Source organism: Streptomyces sp. TAA204, from assembly GCF_000424965.1.
This window is the reverse complement of the sequence record NZ_AUKW01000002.1, coordinates 465,270-483,800: the sequence shown is the minus strand read 5'-3', so window position 1 is coordinate 483,800 and position 18,531 is coordinate 465,270. Positions and strand designations below refer to the sequence as shown.

Genomic DNA, 18,531 nt, shown 5'->3' with positions numbered 1-18,531 from the left:
GACAGCACCATGGCGACCACCACCGCCCCCTACGGCAGTTGGCCGTCCCCGATCGATGCGGCACTCGTGGCCGAGCACGACGGGAGGCCGGAATACCCCGGTGCCGTCGGCGAGGAGGTGTGGTGGACCGAGCCGCGTCCCGCCGAGGGCGGGCGCCGTGCCCTGATGCGGCTGCCCGCAGGCCGTGGGGAGGGTGCGGTGCCGGTGCTGCCGCCTCCGTGGAACGTGCGCAACCGCGTCATCGAGTACGGCGGCCTGCCGTGGGCCGCCATCCCCCGGGACGGGCGCGGACCGCTGGTGGTCTTCACGCACTTCGCCGACCAGCGGCTGTACGCGTACGAGCCGGACGTGCCCGGTTCCCGGCCCAGACCGCTCACGCCCCTTTCCCCGCTGGATCCGGCCGGGCTGCGCTGGTGCGACCCGGTGGTCGTGCCGGAGGGCGCGGCGGGGCCCGAAGTGTGGTGTGTGCTGGAGGAGTTCACCGGGGACGGGCCGACCGATCTGCGCCGGCTGCTCGCGGCCGTCCCGCTGGACGGATCAGCGGCGGCCGACCGCGGCCGTGTGCGTGAACTGACCGACGGCTCCAGCCGTTTCGTGACCGGCGCGCGTATCTCCCCGGACGGCCGCCGCGTCGCCTGGCTCGCCTGGGACCATCCGGCGATGCCGTGGGACGGCACCGTGGTGAAGACCGCCGACGTCACCGCGGAGGGGGACTTCGCCGGTGTGCGCACCGTCGCGGGCGGCCCCGGGGAGTCCGTGGCGCAGGTCGAATGGGCTCCCGACGGGGGCCTGCTCCTCGCCTCCGACGAGAGCGGCTGGTGGAACCTGCAGCGTCTCGACCTCGACGCACAGCCTGCCGGCTCCGGTGCGGCAGCGGACACCGGTGCGGACACCGGTGCGGGGAAGGCCGTGGCCCTCTGCCCGCGTGAGGAGGAGTTCGCGGCCGGCCTCTGGCGCATCGGGCAGAGATGGTTCGAGCCGATGCCGAACGGCCTCATCGCCACCCTGCACGGGCGCGGCACCCTGCGGCTGGGCATCCTCGACCCGGAGACCGGCGAACTCGCCGACGCGACCGGACCCTGGACCGAGTGGGCGGGCCTGGCGGTGGCCGGCACCCGTGTCGTCGGAGTGGCCGCCGGCCCGCACAGCTCCTACGAGGTCGTCGAACTCGACACGGTCACCGGTCACTGCCTCGTCGTCGCCGCACAGCACGAGGACTTCGTCGACCCGGCCTTCTATCCCCGGCCGCAGGTGCGCACCTTCACAGGTCCGGACGGCCGAGACATCCACGCCCAGGTCTATCCGCCGCACCACCCGTCCTGCTCCGCCCCCGAAGGGGAGCTGCCGCCGTACGTGGTGTGGGCGCACGGCGGTCCCACCAGCCGTGCTCCGCTCGTGCTCGATCTGGAGATCGCCTACTTCACCTCACGCGGCATAGGCGTCGTCGAGGTCAACTACGGCGGCTCGACGGGGTACGGGCGGGAGTACCGCAACCGGCTGCGCGAGCAGTGGGGTGTCGTCGACGTCGAGGACTGCGCCGCGGTCGCACGGCAGCTCGCCGCCGAGGGCGAGGCCGACCCTGCACGGCTGGCCGTGCGCGGCGGCAGCGCCGGCGGCTGGACGAGCGCCGCATCCCTCACCTCACCTCAGACCGCAGGTCTGTACGCGTGCGGGACGATCACCTACCCCATCCTCGACCTGACGGGCTGGGCCACCGGCGAGACCCACGACTTCGAGTCGCAGTATCTGGAGTCCCTGGTCGGCCCGTTGGACCGCTTCCCGGAGCGCTACCGCGACCGGTCGCCGATACAGCGCGCGGACCGGATCGATGTGCCCTTCCTGCTCCTGCAGGGGCTGGACGATGTGATCTGCCCGCCCGTCCAGTGCGAACGCTTCCTGGAGAAGGTCGACGGGCACGCCGCCCCGCACGCCTACATCGCCTTCGAGGGGGAGGGCCACGGCTTCCGCCGCGCGGAGACCATCGTCCGCGCGGTAGAGGCCGAACTCGCCCTCTACACACAGACCTTCGGCATCACCCGCGACGACGTGCCCGTTCTGGAGACCCGATGACCGCGGCAGACGGAGCCCGCGCGCAGGCTCCGGCCCGGGCCGGGCACGGCCGGCCCGGCGGACGGCCCGTCCGGGACACGGATGACGCCGACGGCGCGGGCTCGCCGGGCCCCGCCGCCCTGACCAGGCCCCGCCGCCTCAGGCGCGGTGACCGGGTCGGCATCGTCGCCCCCAGCGGCCCCGTACCGCAGGAGCGGCTCGCCGCCGGGGTGGACGTGCTGCGGGACTGGGGGCTGGAGCCCGTCCTGGGCCCTCACGTGCTCGATCCCCACCCGAGCATGGACCACTTGGCGAGCGCGGACGAGCACCGTCTCCGCGACTTCCAGGACGCCTGGTGCGACCCGTCGCTCTCCGCCGTCGTCGCCGCGCGCGGCGGATACGGCACCCAGCGCATCCTCGACCTGCTGGACTGGGACAGGATGCGCGGCGCGGGCCCGAAGGTGTTCGTCGGCTACAGCGATCTCACCGTCCTGCACGAGGCGTTGGCGCAGCGGCTCTCGCTGGCCACCCTGCACGGGCCCATGACGGCGACGGCTTCCTTCCTCGGTGACGAAGCGACCCGGGAGCATCTGCGCCGCACGCTCTTCAGCCCGGAGAGCGTCCTGGAGATCGGCCCGGGGGAGGCGACCCGCACCCTGGTTCCGGGACGCGCACGCGGCATCACCGCCGGCGGGAACCTCTCGCTGCTGGCGGCCGAGCGTGGCACCGGGCACGCTCGCCCCTCCGCGGCCGGCTGCATCGTGCTGCTGGAGGACACAGCCCAGCAGCCCTACAGCCTGGACCGGCTGCTGACCCAGCTTCTGCGCTCGGGCTGGTTCGACGGCGTCGCCGGTGTGGTGCTCGGCTCCTGGACGGACTGCGGCAGGCCCGAGGACGTCCGGGTGGTGCTGCGCGAACGGCTGGCTCCCCTGGGCGTCCCCGTCCTCGATGAACTGGGCTTCGGCCACGGCCCGTCGACTCCGACTCTTCCCCTGGGCGTGCCGGCCGTACTGGACGCGGACGCCCGGACTCTCACCTACGACGAACCGGGACTGCTGTGACCGCCACCGAAGCATCCATCCCCGCGCTGCCGCCGGGCGAGCCCGACCCGTCCGTGGCCGACCCGCACGCCCTGCTCCGCGGCTATCTCGACCACTACCGTGAGACCCTGCTGCGGAAGCTGGACGGCCTGGCCGAGGAGGAGCTGCGCCGCAGCCGTCTGCCCTCCGGATGGACGCCGCTGGAGCTGGTGCGCCATCTGACATACGTCGAACGCCGCTGGCTGGCCTGGGGGTTCGAGGCCGAGAAGGTCCCGGACCCGTGGGGAGACCGGGGAGGGGACGACAAGTGGCGGGTGCCGGACGGAGTGACGGTGGCCGAGACCCTCGCCGCGTTCCGCGCCCAGTGCGACCGCTCCCGGGAGATCGTCCGCGAGGCGCGTCTCGACGCGCACGCCCGGCTCGGCGGGCGTTTCCCCACCGAGGAGGAAGCGCCGTCGCTGGCCTGGATCCTCTTCCATCTGCTGCAGGAGTACGCCCGCCACGTCGGCCATCTCGACGTGGCACGGGAACTGGCGGACGGCGCGGCGGGGGAGTGACGCCGGGGATTCGGCGGTGCGCCATGGGGGAGTGGGTGAACTCCCCCGGATCGGAGTCGTCTTGCCTCTCCTCTCCCGCCCCACGGCGGGAGAGGAGACCGTCAGAGTCCGGCCACGTCCGCCAGCGTTCTGACCTGGCGTATCAGCGGCAAACTCCCTGACACTTCGCCGTCCAGATCCGTGGACCACAGCAGTTGGTCGACGAGGCGTGCCACCGCCCAGGCACGCACCCGGTCCACGTCCTCACCGAGCGCGTCGGCCACCAGTGCCGTCCGCCGTGCCAGTACACGGTGCGGTGCCGGGTGGGCGAAGGGGTCGTCGATCTGCTGGATCAGCGGCCATGGATCGAATGCGGCGTCCCCGTACATGGGTTTGGCGTCGATCGCCAGCCACGGCTCGCGCCCGGCGGCCAGCAGATTGCCGGGATTGAAATCACCGTGCACGACGGTCTCCTGCCGGGCACCGGGCGGGAGTTCACGCAGCAGGGAGGCACCCCGTGCCAGTAGGCCGGTGTCCGTGCCGGCGGGCCACCGGTGCCGTGCGGCGCGTTCCTCCACCAGGTCCGCCCACTCGGCCGCGACGTCCGACAGCCGCTCCAAGCCCTCCGGAACGGCCGGTTCAGCCGACGCAGGTGTGCCCGGTGTGCCCGGTGGGACAGCTGTACCGGGTGCGCCCGCGCCCGGTCCCCCGGCTGACCCCGTGCGGCCCGCTGCCGCCGCTGCCCGCGGTGGTTCGTCCGGCACCCCCGGCGCGCCCGGCCCCTCAGCCCGCCCCGTCCGCGAACCACCGCGCCCCAGGTGCCGCCCGGCGTCCCACAGTCGCCGGAGGACGCCCGCCCCCAGCAACAGTCGTTCCTCGGCGTCGATGTCACTCGCCGCGCCCAGTTCCGTGCCCGGTTCGCAGCGCTCCAGCAGCAGTGCGTACTGCGCCGCGTCGTGCTCGTACACCCGCACCGCGCCGCGCCCCGCCCACAGCCGCAGCACCGCGCCCTCGAAACGGGCCTCGCGGTGGGGCCACGTCACCTTCAGCACGGCGCGGCTGCCGTCCCGGCGCTGGGCCGGGGCCACCCACGAGCAGCTCCCGCCGCGGTACGGCGCACCCGGCTGCAGCTCCCAGCGCGAACTCAACCCGGCCACCAGACCGGGCAGTTCGTGCAGCCAGGCGCGACCGCTCGCGGTGCGTCCCATGGCGGTCGTCACGGGGAGCCCGGGCGGGAAGAGGAGGTCGTCGGACACCTGACGTTCGTATCACCCCGGCCATTCCAGGGCCCGGGGACGCCGCCGTGCACGCTGCTGTCCGCGGAGGAGCTCTCCGCTGGTGCCGCGGTCAAGTTCCGAGCGGACCGCGACCGTCGCGCGGACCCTTGGGCGATGCCCGGCCCCGGCCCGACGGAGGTACCCGGCGTATGAGGGACGTGCGTACCGGCGTCGACGTGGCGGAACCGGCGTACCGGCGTCCACGTACCGGCGTAGGACGGGCGTACGGGCGCACGGGCGTACGGGCGCACGGGCGTACGGGCGCGCGGCACAACGAGCACGGGCGTACCCCGGCACCCGCACCGGGCGGCCTGTTCAAGCCGCCCCCCGCCGTGTTCCATGGTCATCGGGGCCCGGCAAGGCGGCGCCGCCCACGCTCACGTCCACGAAGAGGATCGAGGTAGACGTGCCGACGACCGTCAGCCACACCACCCTGACCCTGCCTCTCGCTCCCGTCGGTCCCGAGAACCCGCTGCCCGCCCTGCTTCCCCTCGACGAGACACACACCGTCGACGAAGGTGAACGGGCCGCGCTGCCCCCCGAGATGGCCCGTCAGGTCGGCTACGCCCCGCTGCGTTCCGTGCTGCCCGTCCGGCTTCTCGACGGCTACACACGTGAGCGGGCGCCAGCAGCTCTCGATGCCCTCGTCATCGAGAACGACCGGCTGCGCGCGACCGTACTTCCCTCGCTGGGCGGCCGCGTCCACGCGCTGCACCACAAGCCCACTGGGCGCGACCTGCTCTACACCAACCCCGTACTTCAGCCCGCGAACTTCGCTCTCAACGGTGCCTGGTATTCCGGCGGCATCGAGTGGAACATCGGTGCCACCGGTCACACCACGCTCTCCTGCGCACCGCTGCACGCGGCGCGCGTACCCGCCCCGGACGGCGGGGAGATGCTGCGGCTGTGGGAGTGGGAGCGGCTGCGGGACACCCCGTTCCAGGTGGATCTTTGGCTGCCCGAGGGCTCCGACTTCCTCTTCGTCGGGGCCCGTGTCCGCAATCCCCGTGACCGGACCGTGCCCGTCTACTGGTGGTCCAACATCGCGGTGCCGGAGGAGGAGCGCACCCGTGTCCTCGTACCGGCGGAGGAGACCTGGTACTTCGCCTACGAGCGCCGGCTGCGCCGCATACCGGTGCCCGAGTGGGACGGGACCGACCGCTCGTACCCGTTGCGCAGCGAGTTCCCCGCCGACTACTTCTACGAGATCCCCCCGCCGGAGAGGAAGTGGATCGCCTCGCTCGACGAGCACGGGCAGGGACTCGTGCAGACCTCCACGGACCTGCTGCGCGGGCGGAAGCTGTTCGTGTGGGGCCACGGCCCCGGTGGCCGGCGCTGGCAGCGGTGGCTGACCGAACCCGGCACGGACGGCTACGCGGAGATCCAGGCGGGCCTGGCCCGTACCCAGCTCGAACACGTCCCGCTGGAGGCGGGGCAGGAGTTCGCGTGGATGGAGGCGTACGGGCCGCTGTCGGCCGACGCGGCCACGGTGCACGGCGACGACTGGGCCGCGGCCCGCGCCCACACCGGGGCCTGTCTTGAGGAGGCGCTGCCCCGCGCGGACGTGGACGCCGCCTATGCCGCCTGGCGGCCCTGCGCCGACACCGAACCCGAAGGCGGCCTCCTGGCCACCGGCTCCGGCTGGGGCGCGCTCGAAGTGGCGCGAGCCGGGCATGTGCTGCCGGGCACCCCCTTCCCGGCGGAGACGATGGGGGAGGAACAGATGCCCTGGCGGGAACTGCTGGCCAAGGGCCGGCTGCCCGACGACGGGACGCCTTCGGGCAGCCGCACCGCCGCGCCCGGCTCCGCTCCCACGCCCGCCCCCGTGCCCTCGCTCGTCTCCGACGCCTGGCGCGACCAGCTGGAATGTGCACCCTCCGGTCCGCTCACCGACTACCACCTCGGTGTCGCGCAGTGGCACGCCGGCGACCGTGCGCAGGCCGTGCGCAGCTGGGAACGCTCGGCCGCGGCCCGGCCGACGCCCTGGGCGCTGCGGTGTCTGGCCTTCGCGGATGCCCACGAGGGACGCGTGCGTCCGGACATGGAGCGCGCAGCCGACCGCTATCTCGCCGCCATCGACGCCGCTTCGGGCTGCGGTGCCCCGGTGCTCGCGGCGCTCGTACGGGAGGCGGTGCCCGTGCTGCTCTCGGCGGACCGTGCCGAGCAGGCGCGGGAGGTGCTGGAGCGGCTGCCGTCCTCGCTGCGCGCGCGTGGCCGTTTCCAGCTGCTGCGTGCCCGGGTGCTGTCGGCCCAGGGGGAGACAGAGGCGGCTCGGGCGGTCTTCGAGAGGGGTTTCGACGTCGACGATCTGCGTGAGGGCGATGAGGTGCTGGGCGAGACCTGGGCGGCGGTCAGCGACGAGCCGCTGCCCGGTGCGTACGACTTCCGCATGCGTCCCGCCTGAGCGAGGGGACGGGGAGGTCGGGGCGCAGCCGGAGGACGGTGTGACCGTTCGGACTCCGAGCACGGAGCGCGGTGAACTCCGCGGCAGGGGCCGGTCGGAGGGCAACGGGCACAGAACGGGCCTTCCCCGCGCCTGAACAGGCCATGCCCGGCCGGCAGCGGACCCGTTCCCGCACGCCCGGGCCCTCCCGGCAGCGTGGGAGCGGGCGGATACGGGCACGATCCCGCCGGTTCCCGGCCTGGTCCATATGTTTCAGGGGCTGTACAACTCTCCACACAGGCCCGAACGGGCAGCGCCGTGACCGTTACGGAGAGGGGAGCACCGCGCATGAGTGCGGAGGAGCGTCAACGGGAGATCGTCGGGGCAGCCCGGCGCAGCGGTTCCGTCGACGTCGCCGAGCTCGCCGCCGAGCTGGGCGTGGCGAAGGAGACGGTCCGCCGTGACCTGCGCGTACTGGAGTCCCACGGTCTGGTACGGCGTACGCACGGCGGTGCCTATCCCGTCGAGAGCGCGGGTTTCGAGACGACGCTCGCCTTCCGCACCACCATGCACGTTCCGGAGAAGCGCAGGATCGCGGCCGCCGCAGTCGAACATCTCGGCGAGGCGGAGACGGTCTTCGTCGATGAGGGCTTCACCCCGCAGCTCATCGCCGAAGCCCTGCCCCGCGACCGTCAGCTGACCGTCGTCACCGCCTCCCTGGCCGCCGCGGGTGCGCTCGCCACGGCCGAGGACATCACGGTGCTGCTGCTCGGCGGACGGGTACGGGGCGGGACGCTGGCCACTGTCGACCACTGGACGACGAAGATGCTCGCCGGTTTCGTCATCGACCTGGCTTTCATCGGCGCCAACGGCATCTCGCGTGAACACGGCCTGACCACACCGGATCCCGCGGTCAGCGAGGTGAAGGCACAGGCCATGCGGGCCTCCCGCAGGCGCATCTTCGCGGGAATGCACACGAAGTTCGGGGCCGTGAGCTTCTGCAGGTTCGGTGACGTCGGCGACTTCGAGGCGATCATCACCTCCACCGGGGTGCCCGCCTCCGAGGCGCACCGGTATTCGCTGCGCGGCCCTCAAGTGATCAGGGTCTGACGGCCCGTGCACGTATCCGCACCAGTTCTGTACGTGCCCGTCCGCCGACTCCGTTCACCCCGACCCGGGCGGAACCCCCGGGTCGCCCCGCAGGCACCGGAAGTCCCACGAGCCCCAGAAGCGCCACACACATCCCGGACACCACACACACCGCAGGTTTCGCACCACCGGCCCGGCCCCCGGACCACCACACGGACATTCCGTGCCCGCTTCGCCCCCTTATGACCAGGAGACCGTTCATGCGCAGTCAGAGCCGTCACAGGACGCGCGCAGTCATTGGAGTCGTCACGGCCAATGTGCTGCTGGCCGCCTGTGCCGGGGCCGGAAGCCTCGCCACCGGCGGCGACACCATCAACGTCCTGATGGTGAACAACCCGCAGATGGTCGAGCTGCAGAAGCTCACCGCCAAGCACTTCACGAAGAAGACCGGCATCAGGGTCCGCTTCACGACGCTGCCGGAGAACGACGTCCGGGACAAGATCAGCCAGGACTTCGCCAACCAGGCCGGCCAGTACGACGTCGCCACCATCAGCAACTACGAGGCGCCCATCTACGCCAAGAACGAGTGGCTGCGCCCCCTGGACGACTACCTCAAGAAGGACGAGGACTTCGACCAGCAGGACATCCTGCCCTCCATCCGCGAGTCCCTGAAGGGCGAGGACGGCAAGACCTACGCCGAACCCTTCTACGGCGAGTCGTCCTTCCTGATGTACCGCAAGGACGTCTTCGAGAAGAAGAACCTGAAGATGCCCGAGAAGCCGACCTGGCCCGAGGTCGCCGATCTGGCGGCGAAGGCGGACGGCGCGGAGAAGGGCATGAGCGGCATCTGCCTGCGCGGCCTGCCCGGCTGGGGCGAGGTGATCGCACCGCTGACGACGGTCGTCAACACCTACGGCGGGACGTGGTTCGACAAGGACTACAAGGCCAAGCTCACCGACCCCGGCTTCACCAAGGCCACCAAGTTCTACGTCGACCTGGTGCGCAAGCACGGCCAGTCCGGCGCCACCCAGTCGGGGTTCGCCGAGTGCCTCAACAACATGACACAGGGCAAGTCGGCCATGTGGTACGACGCCACCTCCGGCGCCGGCTCCCTCGAGGCCGAGAAGTCCCCCGTGAAGGGCAAGATCGGCTACGCGCCGGCGCCGACCGTGAAGACCGACTCCGCCGGCTGGCTCTACAGCTGGGCCTGGGGCCTGCAGAAGGCGTCCCGCAACCAGGACAAGGCGTGGAAGTTCATCTCCTGGGCCTCGAGCAAGGAGTACGAGCGCCTGGTCGGCAAGGAGTTCGGCTGGGCCAACGTGCCCGCCGGCAAGCGTGCGTCCACCTACGAGATACCGGAGTACAAGGAGACCGCGGGCGCCTTCGGCGAGGTCACCCGCGAGGCGATCACCGAGGCCGACCCGCGTGACCCGGGCGTACAGCAGCGCCCCACCATCGGCATTCAGTTCGTGGACATCCCCGAGTTCTCCGACCTGGGCACCAAGGTCTCGCAGGAGATCAGCTCGGCCATCGCCGGACGGCAGTCCGTCGACGCGGCCCTGAAGAAGTCACAGAAGCTCGCCGAAGAGGTCTCCGAGGAGTACGAGGGACGAGGACGATGACCACCGCGACGACCACCCCGCCCGGCGCGCAGGCGCCGCAGACACCACCCCGCGCCCGGACCGCGCCGCCGCCCGCCAAGCTGCGCGCCTGGGTCACCCGTGCCCCGCTTCTGCCCGCCCTGGTGTTCCTGATCATCGTCACCCAACTGCCCATGGTGGCAACGCTGGTGATATCGGTCTTCGACTGGAACGCCCTCTACCCGGAGGCCCGCAGCTTCGCCGGCGTCGCCAACTACGGCGAGGTCCTGAGCGATCCGGAGCTGCGCAAGTCCGTCTTCACCACGATCCTGCTGACCGTCACCGTCGTACTCGTCAGCCTCGTGCTGGGGATGCTCCTCGCCCTGCTCCTCGACCGCCGCTTCAAGGGGCGTGCCGCGGTCCGTACGATGCTGATCGCGCCGTTCCTGCTGGTTCCCGTGGCGGCGGCGCTGCTGTGGAAGCACGTGCTCTACAACCCCGAGTACGGACTCTTCAACGGCCTGCTGAACATGGTCTTCGGTGAGGGCGCCGCCCAGCCCGACTGGGTCGCCGAGATGCCGCTCGTCGCCGTCGAGGCATCGCTGGTGTGGCAGTGGACGCCGTTCATGATGCTGATCCTGCTGGCCGGCCTGCAGAGCCGCCCGGCCGAGGCGGTAGAGGCCGCGTGGATCGACGGCGCGAGCGCCTGGCAGGTCTTCCGCTACATCACCCTGCCCCATCTGCGGCGCTATCTGGAGCTGGGCGCCCTGCTCGGCACCGTCTACATCGTGCAGCACTTCGACGCCGTCTTCACCATCACCTCCGGCGGGCTCGGCACCGCCAACCTGCCGTACACGATCTACCAGACCTTCTACCAGGGACACGAGTACGGTCTCGCCTCCGCAGCGGGTGTGCTGGTCGTCATCGGCTCCCTCATCATCGCCACCCTCGCGCTGCGAGTGGTCTCATCCCTCTTCCGCGAGGAGGTCCGTTCATGAGCGCCGGAAGCGTCTCCACGTCCGATCCGAAACCCGCCGCGATCCCGGCCTCGAAGCCCGGCACGAAGACCGCACCGAACACCGCGCCCAAGAGCGTGCGCAGGAGGAACGCCGGACTGGGCCTGGTCGCCTGGGTGGTGGGCATCCTCTTCGTGACGCCGGTGCTGTGGATGGTCCTGACGTCACTGCACTCGGAGACCGACGCCGCCAAGAACCCGCCCGCACTGGCCGTTCCGCTCACCCTCGACGGTTACCGCGAGTTCTTCGGAGCCGGCGGAGGACCCAGCCCGTGGTTCTCGCTGGCCAACTCCCTCACGGCGTCCGTCGTCTCCACCCTCTTCGTCCTGCTGCTGGCGCTGCCGGCCGCGTACGCGCTGTCCATCAGGCCGGTACGCAAGTGGACGGACGTGCTCTTCTTCTTCCTCTCCACGAAGATGCTGCCGATCGTCGCCGGACTGCTGCCGATCTACCTCTTCGCCAAGAACACCGGCCTGCTGGACAACATCTGGCTGCTCGTCATCCTCTACACCTCGATGAACCTGCCGATCGCGGTGTGGATGATGCAGTCGTTCCTCGCCGAGATACCAACCGCACTCATCGAGGCCGCGCAGATCGACGGGGCCAAGCTGCCGGTGATCCTCACCCGCGTCGTCGCCCCCATCGCCATGCCGGGCATCGCGGCGACCTCGCTGATCTGCTTCATCTTCAGCTGGAACGAGATGCTCTTCGCCCGGGTCCTCACTGGAGTGGTCGCGCAGACCGCACCGGTCTTCCTGACCGGATTCATCACCAGCCAGGGCCTGTTCCTCGCCAAGGTGTGCGCCGCGTCGCTGGTCATCTCCCTGCCGGTGCTCGCCGCAGGATTTGCCGCCCAGGACAAACTCGTCCAGGGCCTGTCTCTAGGAGCCGTGAAATGAAGGCCGCTCTCGTCGAGTCCGCCGGCAAGGTCACACTCACCACCGTGCCCGACCCCACCCCCGGACCCCGGCAGGTCGTCGTCGATGTGGCGGCGTGCGGACTGTGCGGCACCGATCTGCACATCCTCCAGGGAGAGTTCGCCCCGACGCTGCCCGTGGTGCCCGGTCACGAGTTCGCCGGCGAAGTGGTCGGTGTGGGCAGCGAGGTCACCGAAGTGGCCCTCGGCGACCGCGTCGCCGTCGACCCCTCGCTGTACTGCTACGAGTGCCGCTACTGCCGCACCGGCCACAACAACCTGTGCGAGCGCTGGGCCGCCATCGGTGTCACCACGGCAGGTGGTGCCGCGGAGTACGCCGTCGCTCCCGTCGCCAACTGCGTCAAACTCCCCGAGCACGTACGCACGCAGGACGCCGCGCTCATCGAACCGCTCTCCTGCGCGGTACGCGGCTACGACGTCCTCAAGAGCCAACTCGGCGCCCACGTCGTCATCTACGGCTCCGGCACGATGGGTCTGATGATGCTGGAGCTGGCCAAACGTACCGGCGCGGCCAGTGTCGACATGATCGACCTGAACGACGAACGGCTCGCCACCGCACGCCAGTTGGGCTGCTCGGCATCGGCGGCGACGGCCGACGAGCTGGACCGGCCGCAGGGCTGGGACCTCGTCGTCGACGCCACCGGCAACGCCGCCGCCATCCAGGACGGGCTGGGACGCGTCGCCAAGGCGGGAACATTCCTGCAGTTCGGCGTCTCCGACTACGCGACGACGGCCACCATCGAGCCGTACAAGATCTACAACCAGGAGATCACCATCACGGGCTCCATGGCCGTACTGCACAGCTACGAGCGCGCTGCCGAACTCTTCGCGGGCGGCGTGCTCGACCCGGACGTCTTCATCTCGGACCGGATGCCGCTGCAGCAGTACCCGGAAGCGATCGAGCGGTTCTCGGCCGGCAAGGGACGGAAGATCGTCGTCGTGCCCTGATCCCCCTGCGTCGGCCGGCGCACACGTCCGCCCGGCCGGCGCGTCCACCGTCCGGCACCGTCCGGCACCGCCCGAGCCGAAGGGCGCCGGGGCAGTCCCCGGCGCCCTTCGCCGCGTTCGTCCACGAACCGGCCCGGCGGGCCCGCGCCGACCGCCCGGTGCTACTGATCCGCCCCCTGGCGGTCGACGTACTCGAAGACGCTGCCGTCCGGATGCCGTGCCACCACGTTGCGTCCGATCGGGGTCTCCTTCGGCCCGGCGATGATCTGCGCCCCGACCGCGGTCAGATCGGCGACGGCCTCGTCCACGTCCTTCACGGCCAGCGTCGCCGCGATCTTCCGCAGGATGTCGAGATGTTCCGCGGGCCCGCTCATCAAGAAGAACGGCCCGACGGCCGCGACCGTGACCGGCCCTTGCTGGAAGCGCACGGCCTCCGCACTTGCGATCCGCTCGTACACCGGCACGGCGGCATCCAGATCGTCGACGCAGACGCGCAGTGAAGTCCCCAGAATGTCCATGACCTGAGCCTAGTTGGGCGACTGAGCCCACGTCACAACCGGCAGAGGATCTCCCCGTGCGGAACACTGAACCAACCGTCCTCGTCCGCGCCCCACTCCCGCCACGCCTGCGCGGCGGTGCGCAGGTCCACCTCCGTGGCGTGGCCGCCGTCCACGGCGGACCGGGCGAACGACGAGGCCAGCGTGCGCTCCGCCCACAGCTCGCTCCACCACGCCCGCTCCTGAGGCGTCGCGTAACACCAGGTGCTGGAGGACGCGGTGACCTGGGCCAGTCCCGCCTGCCGCGCCCAGGCGTGCAGCATCCGTCCCGCGTCCGGCTCACCGCCGTTGCCGCGGGCGACGCGAGAGTAGAGGCGCTGCCAGTCCGTCAGGCCGTCGGTCGGCGGATACCAGAACATGGCGCCGTAGTCGGCGTCGCGCGCCGCGACGATGCCGCCGGGCCTGCACACGCGCCGCATCTCGCGCAGCGCGGCGACGGGGTCGCCGACGTGCTGGAGAACCTGATGCGCGTGCACGACGTCGAAGGAACCGTCGGGGTGGTCGAGCGCGTGCACGTCACCCGTCGTGAACGTGACGTTCTCCAGCCCGCGCGCCTCCACCGTGGCCCGCGCCTGCTCCAGCACGCCGGGAGCGGCGTCGAGGCCGGTGATGTGGCCGTCCGGTACGAGCGCGGCGAGATCGGCGGTGATGGTGCCGGGGCCGCACCCGATGTCGAGCACGCGCATGTGCGGCTCCAGCTCGCCCAGCAGATACGCGGCTGAGTTCGCGGCGGTACGCCAGGTGTGCGAGCGCAGCACGGAGGCGTGATGCCCGTGCGTGTAGGTGGCTGTCTCGTGCGGCATGACGGCAGGGTACGCCCACGGTTCACATTCTGGGCAGATGAGTCTCGCAATATGGACCGGGTTCGCGATCGTGATGACTGCGAGCCCGCCCCCCTTTGCCGTCTTCGCCTCGTCCGGCGAAGCCGGATCACGCAACGACCCACGTTCCTGAATGAGCCCGGGAGGCGCGGCAAGGTCGTCGATGTGGGCGTACTTTCCTGCCGCCGGCAATGGGTACGTGGACGGCCGATGCGATAATTCCATCCGCGTTCACTGCTCCGTGCCGGGTCCTGATGCCGTCGGCTGACGGCATCCGTGGCGACGAAGCGCGGGGAAACGCCGACCGGGTGGTGACGATGACGTCCTCGGCGGAGTTGCGCTGCTTGCGGGCCGGGCTCCTCACCGGCCTTGACCGTGGCGCACGCGGCGGTGCGGTGGCACGCTCACGTCACCAGCGGCCGGTAGACCCGCAGCGCCTCGTGCTGCTTGTCGAGCAGCAACCGCCCCGGCGCGGGCGCCACTTCACCGTCGTAGCTCAGGTGTGTGCCCTGCGGGATGTCGGTGATCATCAGCCTGCGCAGCCTCTTCGTGCTGTGCAGCGGCGAGCGTCCCACGGTGCTGGTCAGCGCGGCGACGAACAGCCGTGAACGGGCCCAGCGGCCCGCGGAGACGAGGCGGATGTCGAGCTGCCCGTCCGCGAGGTCGTGCCGCCGCACCGGCGCCATGCCGACCCGGTAGGCGCAGTTGCCCGCGAAGAGCAGCCACAACGCCCGTTCCCTGCCGCCGAGTCCGGCCTCCACCGGCCCGCTGGTGCGCAGTACGCGCAGCGCGGCCAGTACGCCGGCGGGCCACGGTCCGATGCGGTGGGCCCAGCGTTCGCGCAGGCGGACCAGTTCGGGGTACGCCCCGAGGCTGAAGGTGTTGAGGAAGTAGCCCGGTTCGGACAGAGCGCCGCCGTCCTCGCGGGTCTCGTAGCCCGAGTGGGGAGGCTGCGGCGTGAAGCGCCCCAGGTCCACGGCGACCGCGTCGCCCACCTGTACGGCGCGGCAGGTGTCGGCGAACTCCTCGATGCCCAGGTCGTAGGCGAAGTGGTTGTGTGTGCCGCCCGGGAGTACGGCCAGCGGCACCCCGGCCCTCATGGCGCAGGTCGCGGCGGCGTTGACCGTTCCGTCGCCGCCGCTGACACCGAGGGCGCCGCCCAGTTCGGCGGCACGCTGCGCGGCCTTCTCCAGTGTGTCGCCGAGCTGCCCGGACTTCGGGTCGCAGGTGATGATCTCCGCCTCGGGCAGCATGCTGCGCACCACGCCCAGCGCGGGCGGCTCCTCCGGCTCGGTGTCCGGCTCGGTCTGCGCGTCCGGTTCCTCGGCCCGCGAGCCGGACGTGGAGTTGGCGACCAGCACCAGCCCCGCGCCCTCCGGCATCGCGGGAGCGTCGACCAGGGGACGTCCGGGGGAGGGGAGTTGGGACCGGGTCGGGGCGATGCCCCGTACCGCGAAGGCGGAGCCCACACCCAGGGCGGCGCCCACCAGTACATCGCTGGGGTAGTGAACTCCCGTGTAGACGCGGGAGAAGGCCACCGCGGCGGCGATCGGCGCCACCACCGCGCCCCAGCGCGGCGACTCCAGGGCGACGCCGGTGGCGAAGGCCGCGGCTGAGGCGGCGTGCCCGGAGGGGAAGGACGTGGTCACCGGCTGGCGGTGCAGCCGGCGGATCATCGGCACCGCGTCCAGCAGAGGACGCTGGCGCCGTACCGAGCCCTTGCCGAGGGTGTTGACCGTGGCCGAGGCGACGGCCAGCGAGGCCAGGCCACGTGCCGCGCACCTCCGTGCGCGAGGGGTGTTCGAGAGGGCGATGGCACCGGCGACCGCGAACCACAGCCGGCCGCCGTTGGCGCTCCGGCTCAGCCGGGGCAGGACCCGGTCGGGGCCGGGCCAGTCACGCTGTGCCACGAGTTCGAAGACGTTGCGGTCCGCGGCCGACCAGGCCCGCGGAGCGGGCCAGTCCCGCCAGGTGGGGCCGGTGTGCCCGGCGGTCGTCTGCCCGCCCCGCGTGAACGTCCCGGCCCCTTCGGTCGGTTGCCACCAAGCGCGCACCCGCTGGAGGGCCGTGACGCGTGCCGGACGGCGGAAGGTGCGCAGACCCTGCCCCACGCGACTGGTGAACTGTGCCATGGAGTTTTGCCTTCTCTGACCGTGATGTCGGTAAACCTTCGCCGCCCGTGACTCCGGCCGGGCCCGGTCCGCGGCTTTCCGCAGCGGTCCGCCGGATCGTACGCGCAGCCGTCCCCCGGAGCGTCGGCAGGCCCCCGCCGGGGCGGGCGGGGGCCTGCCGACCGGGCCGCCGCGGTGCGGCGGCCACGCAGGTCACGCCAGGGGCTTGCGCCCCAGTGCGGCCATCACCTCCTGCACGTTGCCGTAGGTGCCGCCCTTCTTGGGCAGTTCCCGCACGGTCTCCACCAGCCAGTCCGGTGCGTACTGGTCCATCAGCGTGCGCTTGAGCGCCTCGCGGTCCGCGGGGAAGGCGTGGCGCCCCAGGTGGCGGGCGAGATCCGAGCGCAGCGCCTCGTCCTGCGCCTCCTCGCGGCCCGCCGCCCCGGCCGGAGGCACGACGCGCTCCGTGACCTCCGGGTCGTCGTCCGCCCCGGGTTCGGCGTCGTCCCATTCCTCGGCCCGCGTGGGGTGCCCGGACTTCAGCCAGCCCTGCAGCTCCCGCTTGGCCTCCTCGTCCCGGTGGGCGCTCAGCTGGTCACTCCCGCGCTGCATGTTGTCCGCCACCGGCTCCACCTCCTTCGGGTGCTCCTTCGTAGGGCCACCGCAGCAGCGCGCCGAAGCCGCCTTCGGGCAGCCCCTCGGGCACGCCTTCGGGCACGTCGGACGCCCGTACGCACAGCACCTCCGCACCCGTGACCGCCGCCGAGCGCAGCAGAGCGTCGTCGGCGCGTGCCTCCGCCGGATCGTCGGCGCCCAGATACTGGCTCTCGGTGCGGCGCACGGCCAGCTGGTCCGGTTCGTCGCCGACCCAGACCTCGTGGTTGAGGTCGCCGCCCTCGGGACGTACCAGCAGCAGGGCGATGCGGTGCTCGCGCGCGGCCTCGACGAGCGCCGGAACGGTCTCGGCGGCGTCGATTCTGCCCTCCTCGGTGGGCGCGCGTCCGGCCTGGAAGCGCTCCAGGGCCTTCGCCGTACGCGCCCGTCCGTACTCCGCGCGTGCCTGGGCGATCTCCTCGTCCAGCAGCTCCCGGCCCCTGGCGGTGTTCGAGGCGGGGCCGTCGGGTCCGCGGTCGTCGCGTACGCCGTGTTCCGCCTTGACGGTGCGTTCTCGCAGATCGGGCGGGAGGCGGTCGTGGACGGCGTTGCGTTCGCGCGCGTCGCCTGCCAGGACCACGACCTGCGCACCGCTCTTGTCCCGGCGTTTGCGCAGTTCGTCGGCGATCTCCTCCGCGTTCTGCTCCCAGGTGTTCTCGACCGCCGTCTGGAAGTGCCGCTCCGACCAGTCGCCGCTGGGAGTGCGGTGCACCGGCCAGTCACTGCCCGTGACACGGCCCGCGGCTTGGGAGCCGAGGGAGCCCCTCAGCTCGAATTCCGCCCCGGTGCGGTCGATGTAGGCCACCAGACAGGCGGGATCGCCGTCCCCGAGTTCGAGCAGCGGTGCGAGGCGCGGCAGCGCCTGCCAGGTGGCGAGCGGCTGGCCACCGCCGGGCGGCTGGACCGTCAGTTCCGTGTCGAGCACGACCTCACCGTCCGTGGCGAAGACCGCGCGCCCCGGCGGCTGTGCCCCGCGGGGCAGTGCCACCAGGTGGTCGTAGACGGCGCGGCGAGTGGCCTCGTCCGCGCCCTGGCGCTCGAGGTGGTCGCTCACGGACCGGGCGGTCAGTTCCTGCCGTGCGGCGGCGTCCTCGGAGGCCGTGGTGGTGTCGAAGTAGACCGACGCCCAGGGGCCCCGGTGTTCGAAGAGCGGCCCGAGGAATCCGAGTTCCATTTATTCCCTCCTTGAATTGCCGAGGCCGGGTACCCGTGCGTCCGCGGGCCACACGGGGGACAGAGGAAACACGAGGGAAGGTCCGTCCCCGCCAGGAGAGGAAGTCCCATGGGAATCGATCCACGTGAGCTGAGCGACGCGGACCTGCTCAGGGAGCTGGAGACCATCCACCGCACCCGGCACGACACCCTGCTGCACGCGCCGATGGACGCGCTGTCCGCGCACAGTGTCCGGATGGCCGAACTGGAGGCCGAGTATCTGCGCCGCCATCCGGAGCGGCCGGTCACCCCCGGCCGTACGCGGGAGGGGGCGCGGGCCCGCGGCGCGTGACGGCCGCACCGGGCCGTACGGCGAGCCCA

16 protein-coding genes are annotated in these 18,531 nt (G+C 71.7%); 10 read left to right on the top strand and 6 right to left on the bottom strand.

Going from position 1 to position 18,531, the window contains the following annotated elements; genetic code table 11:
- Nucleotides 1–9 precede the first annotated feature (9 nt).
- Genes H343_RS0104915 through H343_RS0104905 form a run of 3 tightly spaced genes read left to right on the top strand, consistent with a single transcriptional unit; the run spans nt 10 to nt 3,646 of the window.
- Nucleotides 10–2,070 (top strand): prolyl oligopeptidase family serine peptidase, encoded by a 2,061-nt coding sequence (locus H343_RS0104915; protein WP_028430225.1) that lies wholly within the window; start codon nt 10–12, stop codon nt 2,068–2,070.
- Nucleotides 2,067–3,110, top strand: a complete 1,044-nt coding sequence (locus H343_RS0104910) for an LD-carboxypeptidase (protein WP_078505007.1) — start codon at nt 2,067–2,069, stop codon at nt 3,108–3,110. Before H343_RS0104915 ends, H343_RS0104910 begins: the two co-directional genes overlap by 4 nt.
- Nucleotides 3,107–3,646 (top strand): DinB family protein, encoded by a 540-nt coding sequence (locus H343_RS0104905; RefSeq protein ID WP_486586788.1) that lies wholly within the window; start codon nt 3,107–3,109, stop codon nt 3,644–3,646. The genes H343_RS0104910 and H343_RS0104905 overlap by 4 nt, the downstream gene beginning before the upstream one ends.
- 101 nt (nt 3,647–3,747) lie before the next feature.
- Here the strand turns inward: H343_RS0104905 and H343_RS34765 are convergent, their stop codons facing one another.
- Nucleotides 3,748–4,881: an aminoglycoside phosphotransferase family protein gene (locus tag H343_RS34765; RefSeq protein ID WP_028430222.1), complete on the bottom strand. Its 1,134-nt coding sequence runs from the start codon at nt 4,879–4,881 to the stop codon at nt 3,748–3,750.
- A 427-nt stretch (nt 4,882–5,308) separates the two neighbouring features.
- Here H343_RS34765 and H343_RS0104895 point away from each other — a divergent pair, with 427 nt between their 5' ends.
- The 6 genes from H343_RS0104895 (at nt 5,309) to H343_RS0104870 (ending at nt 12,855) form a co-directional block, all read left to right on the top strand.
- Complete coding sequence (locus H343_RS0104895) at nt 5,309–7,306, top strand: DUF5107 domain-containing protein (protein WP_028430221.1); 1,998 nt, start codon at nt 5,309–5,311, stop codon at nt 7,304–7,306.
- 327 nt (nt 7,307–7,633) lie between these two features.
- Nucleotides 7,634–8,395: a DeoR/GlpR family DNA-binding transcription regulator gene (locus tag H343_RS0104890; protein WP_028430220.1), complete on the top strand. Its 762-nt coding sequence runs from the start codon at nt 7,634–7,636 to the stop codon at nt 8,393–8,395.
- Between the two features lie 239 nt (nt 8,396–8,634).
- Nucleotides 8,635–9,996 carry an ABC transporter substrate-binding protein gene (locus H343_RS0104885; protein ID WP_028430219.1) on the top strand — a complete coding sequence of 454 codons (1,362 nt, stop codon included), beginning with the start codon at nt 8,635–8,637 and terminating at the stop codon, nt 9,994–9,996.
- The gene (locus H343_RS0104880; RefSeq protein ID WP_028430218.1) at nt 9,993–10,952 is read left to right on the top strand and encodes a carbohydrate ABC transporter permease; all 960 of its coding nucleotides are present in this window, start codon (nt 9,993–9,995) and stop codon (nt 10,950–10,952) included. Before H343_RS0104885 ends, H343_RS0104880 begins: the two co-directional genes overlap by 4 nt.
- Nucleotides 10,949–11,869: a carbohydrate ABC transporter permease gene (locus H343_RS0104875; protein ID WP_078505006.1), complete on the top strand. Its 921-nt coding sequence runs from the start codon at nt 10,949–10,951 to the stop codon at nt 11,867–11,869. Before H343_RS0104880 ends, H343_RS0104875 begins: the two co-directional genes overlap by 4 nt.
- Nucleotides 11,866–12,855 (top strand): zinc-dependent alcohol dehydrogenase family protein, encoded by a 990-nt coding sequence (locus H343_RS0104870; protein WP_028430216.1) that lies wholly within the window; start codon nt 11,866–11,868, stop codon nt 12,853–12,855. The genes H343_RS0104875 and H343_RS0104870 overlap by 4 nt, the downstream gene beginning before the upstream one ends.
- A 161-nt stretch (nt 12,856–13,016) precedes the next feature.
- Here the strand turns inward: H343_RS0104870 and H343_RS0104865 are convergent, their stop codons facing one another.
- The 5 genes from H343_RS0104865 to H343_RS28950 all read right to left on the bottom strand — a co-directional run bounded on the left by H343_RS0104865 (nt 13,017) and on the right by H343_RS28950 (nt 18,172).
- Nucleotides 13,017–13,373: a glyoxalase/bleomycin resistance/dioxygenase family protein gene (locus H343_RS0104865; protein ID WP_028430215.1), complete on the bottom strand. Its 357-nt coding sequence runs from the start codon at nt 13,371–13,373 to the stop codon at nt 13,017–13,019.
- Between the two features lie 32 nt (nt 13,374–13,405).
- The gene (locus H343_RS0104860) at nt 13,406–14,215 is read right to left on the bottom strand and encodes a class I SAM-dependent methyltransferase (protein ID WP_028430214.1); all 810 of its coding nucleotides are present in this window, start codon (nt 14,213–14,215) and stop codon (nt 13,406–13,408) included.
- Between the two features lie 422 nt (nt 14,216–14,637).
- Nucleotides 14,638–16,365, bottom strand: coding sequence for a bifunctional phosphatase PAP2/diacylglycerol kinase family protein (locus tag H343_RS28955; RefSeq protein WP_078505005.1), 1,728 nt, complete (start codon nt 16,363–16,365; stop codon nt 14,638–14,640).
- Nucleotides 16,366–16,557: 192 nt separating this feature from the next.
- Nucleotides 16,558–16,956: a DUF2795 domain-containing protein gene (locus H343_RS0104850; RefSeq protein WP_028430213.1), complete on the bottom strand. Its 399-nt coding sequence runs from the start codon at nt 16,954–16,956 to the stop codon at nt 16,558–16,560.
- Complete coding sequence (locus tag H343_RS28950) at nt 16,940–18,172, bottom strand: baeRF2 domain-containing protein (protein ID WP_051264587.1); 1,233 nt, start codon at nt 18,170–18,172, stop codon at nt 16,940–16,942. The genes H343_RS0104850 and H343_RS28950 overlap by 17 nt, the downstream gene beginning before the upstream one ends.
- 108 nt (nt 18,173–18,280) lie before the next feature.
- Between H343_RS28950 and H343_RS0104840 the strand changes: the two genes are divergently transcribed.
- The gene (locus H343_RS0104840) at nt 18,281–18,502 is read left to right on the top strand and encodes a DUF6158 family protein (protein WP_028430212.1); all 222 of its coding nucleotides are present in this window, start codon (nt 18,281–18,283) and stop codon (nt 18,500–18,502) included.
- The last annotated feature ends 29 nt before the right edge of the window (nt 18,503–18,531 follow it).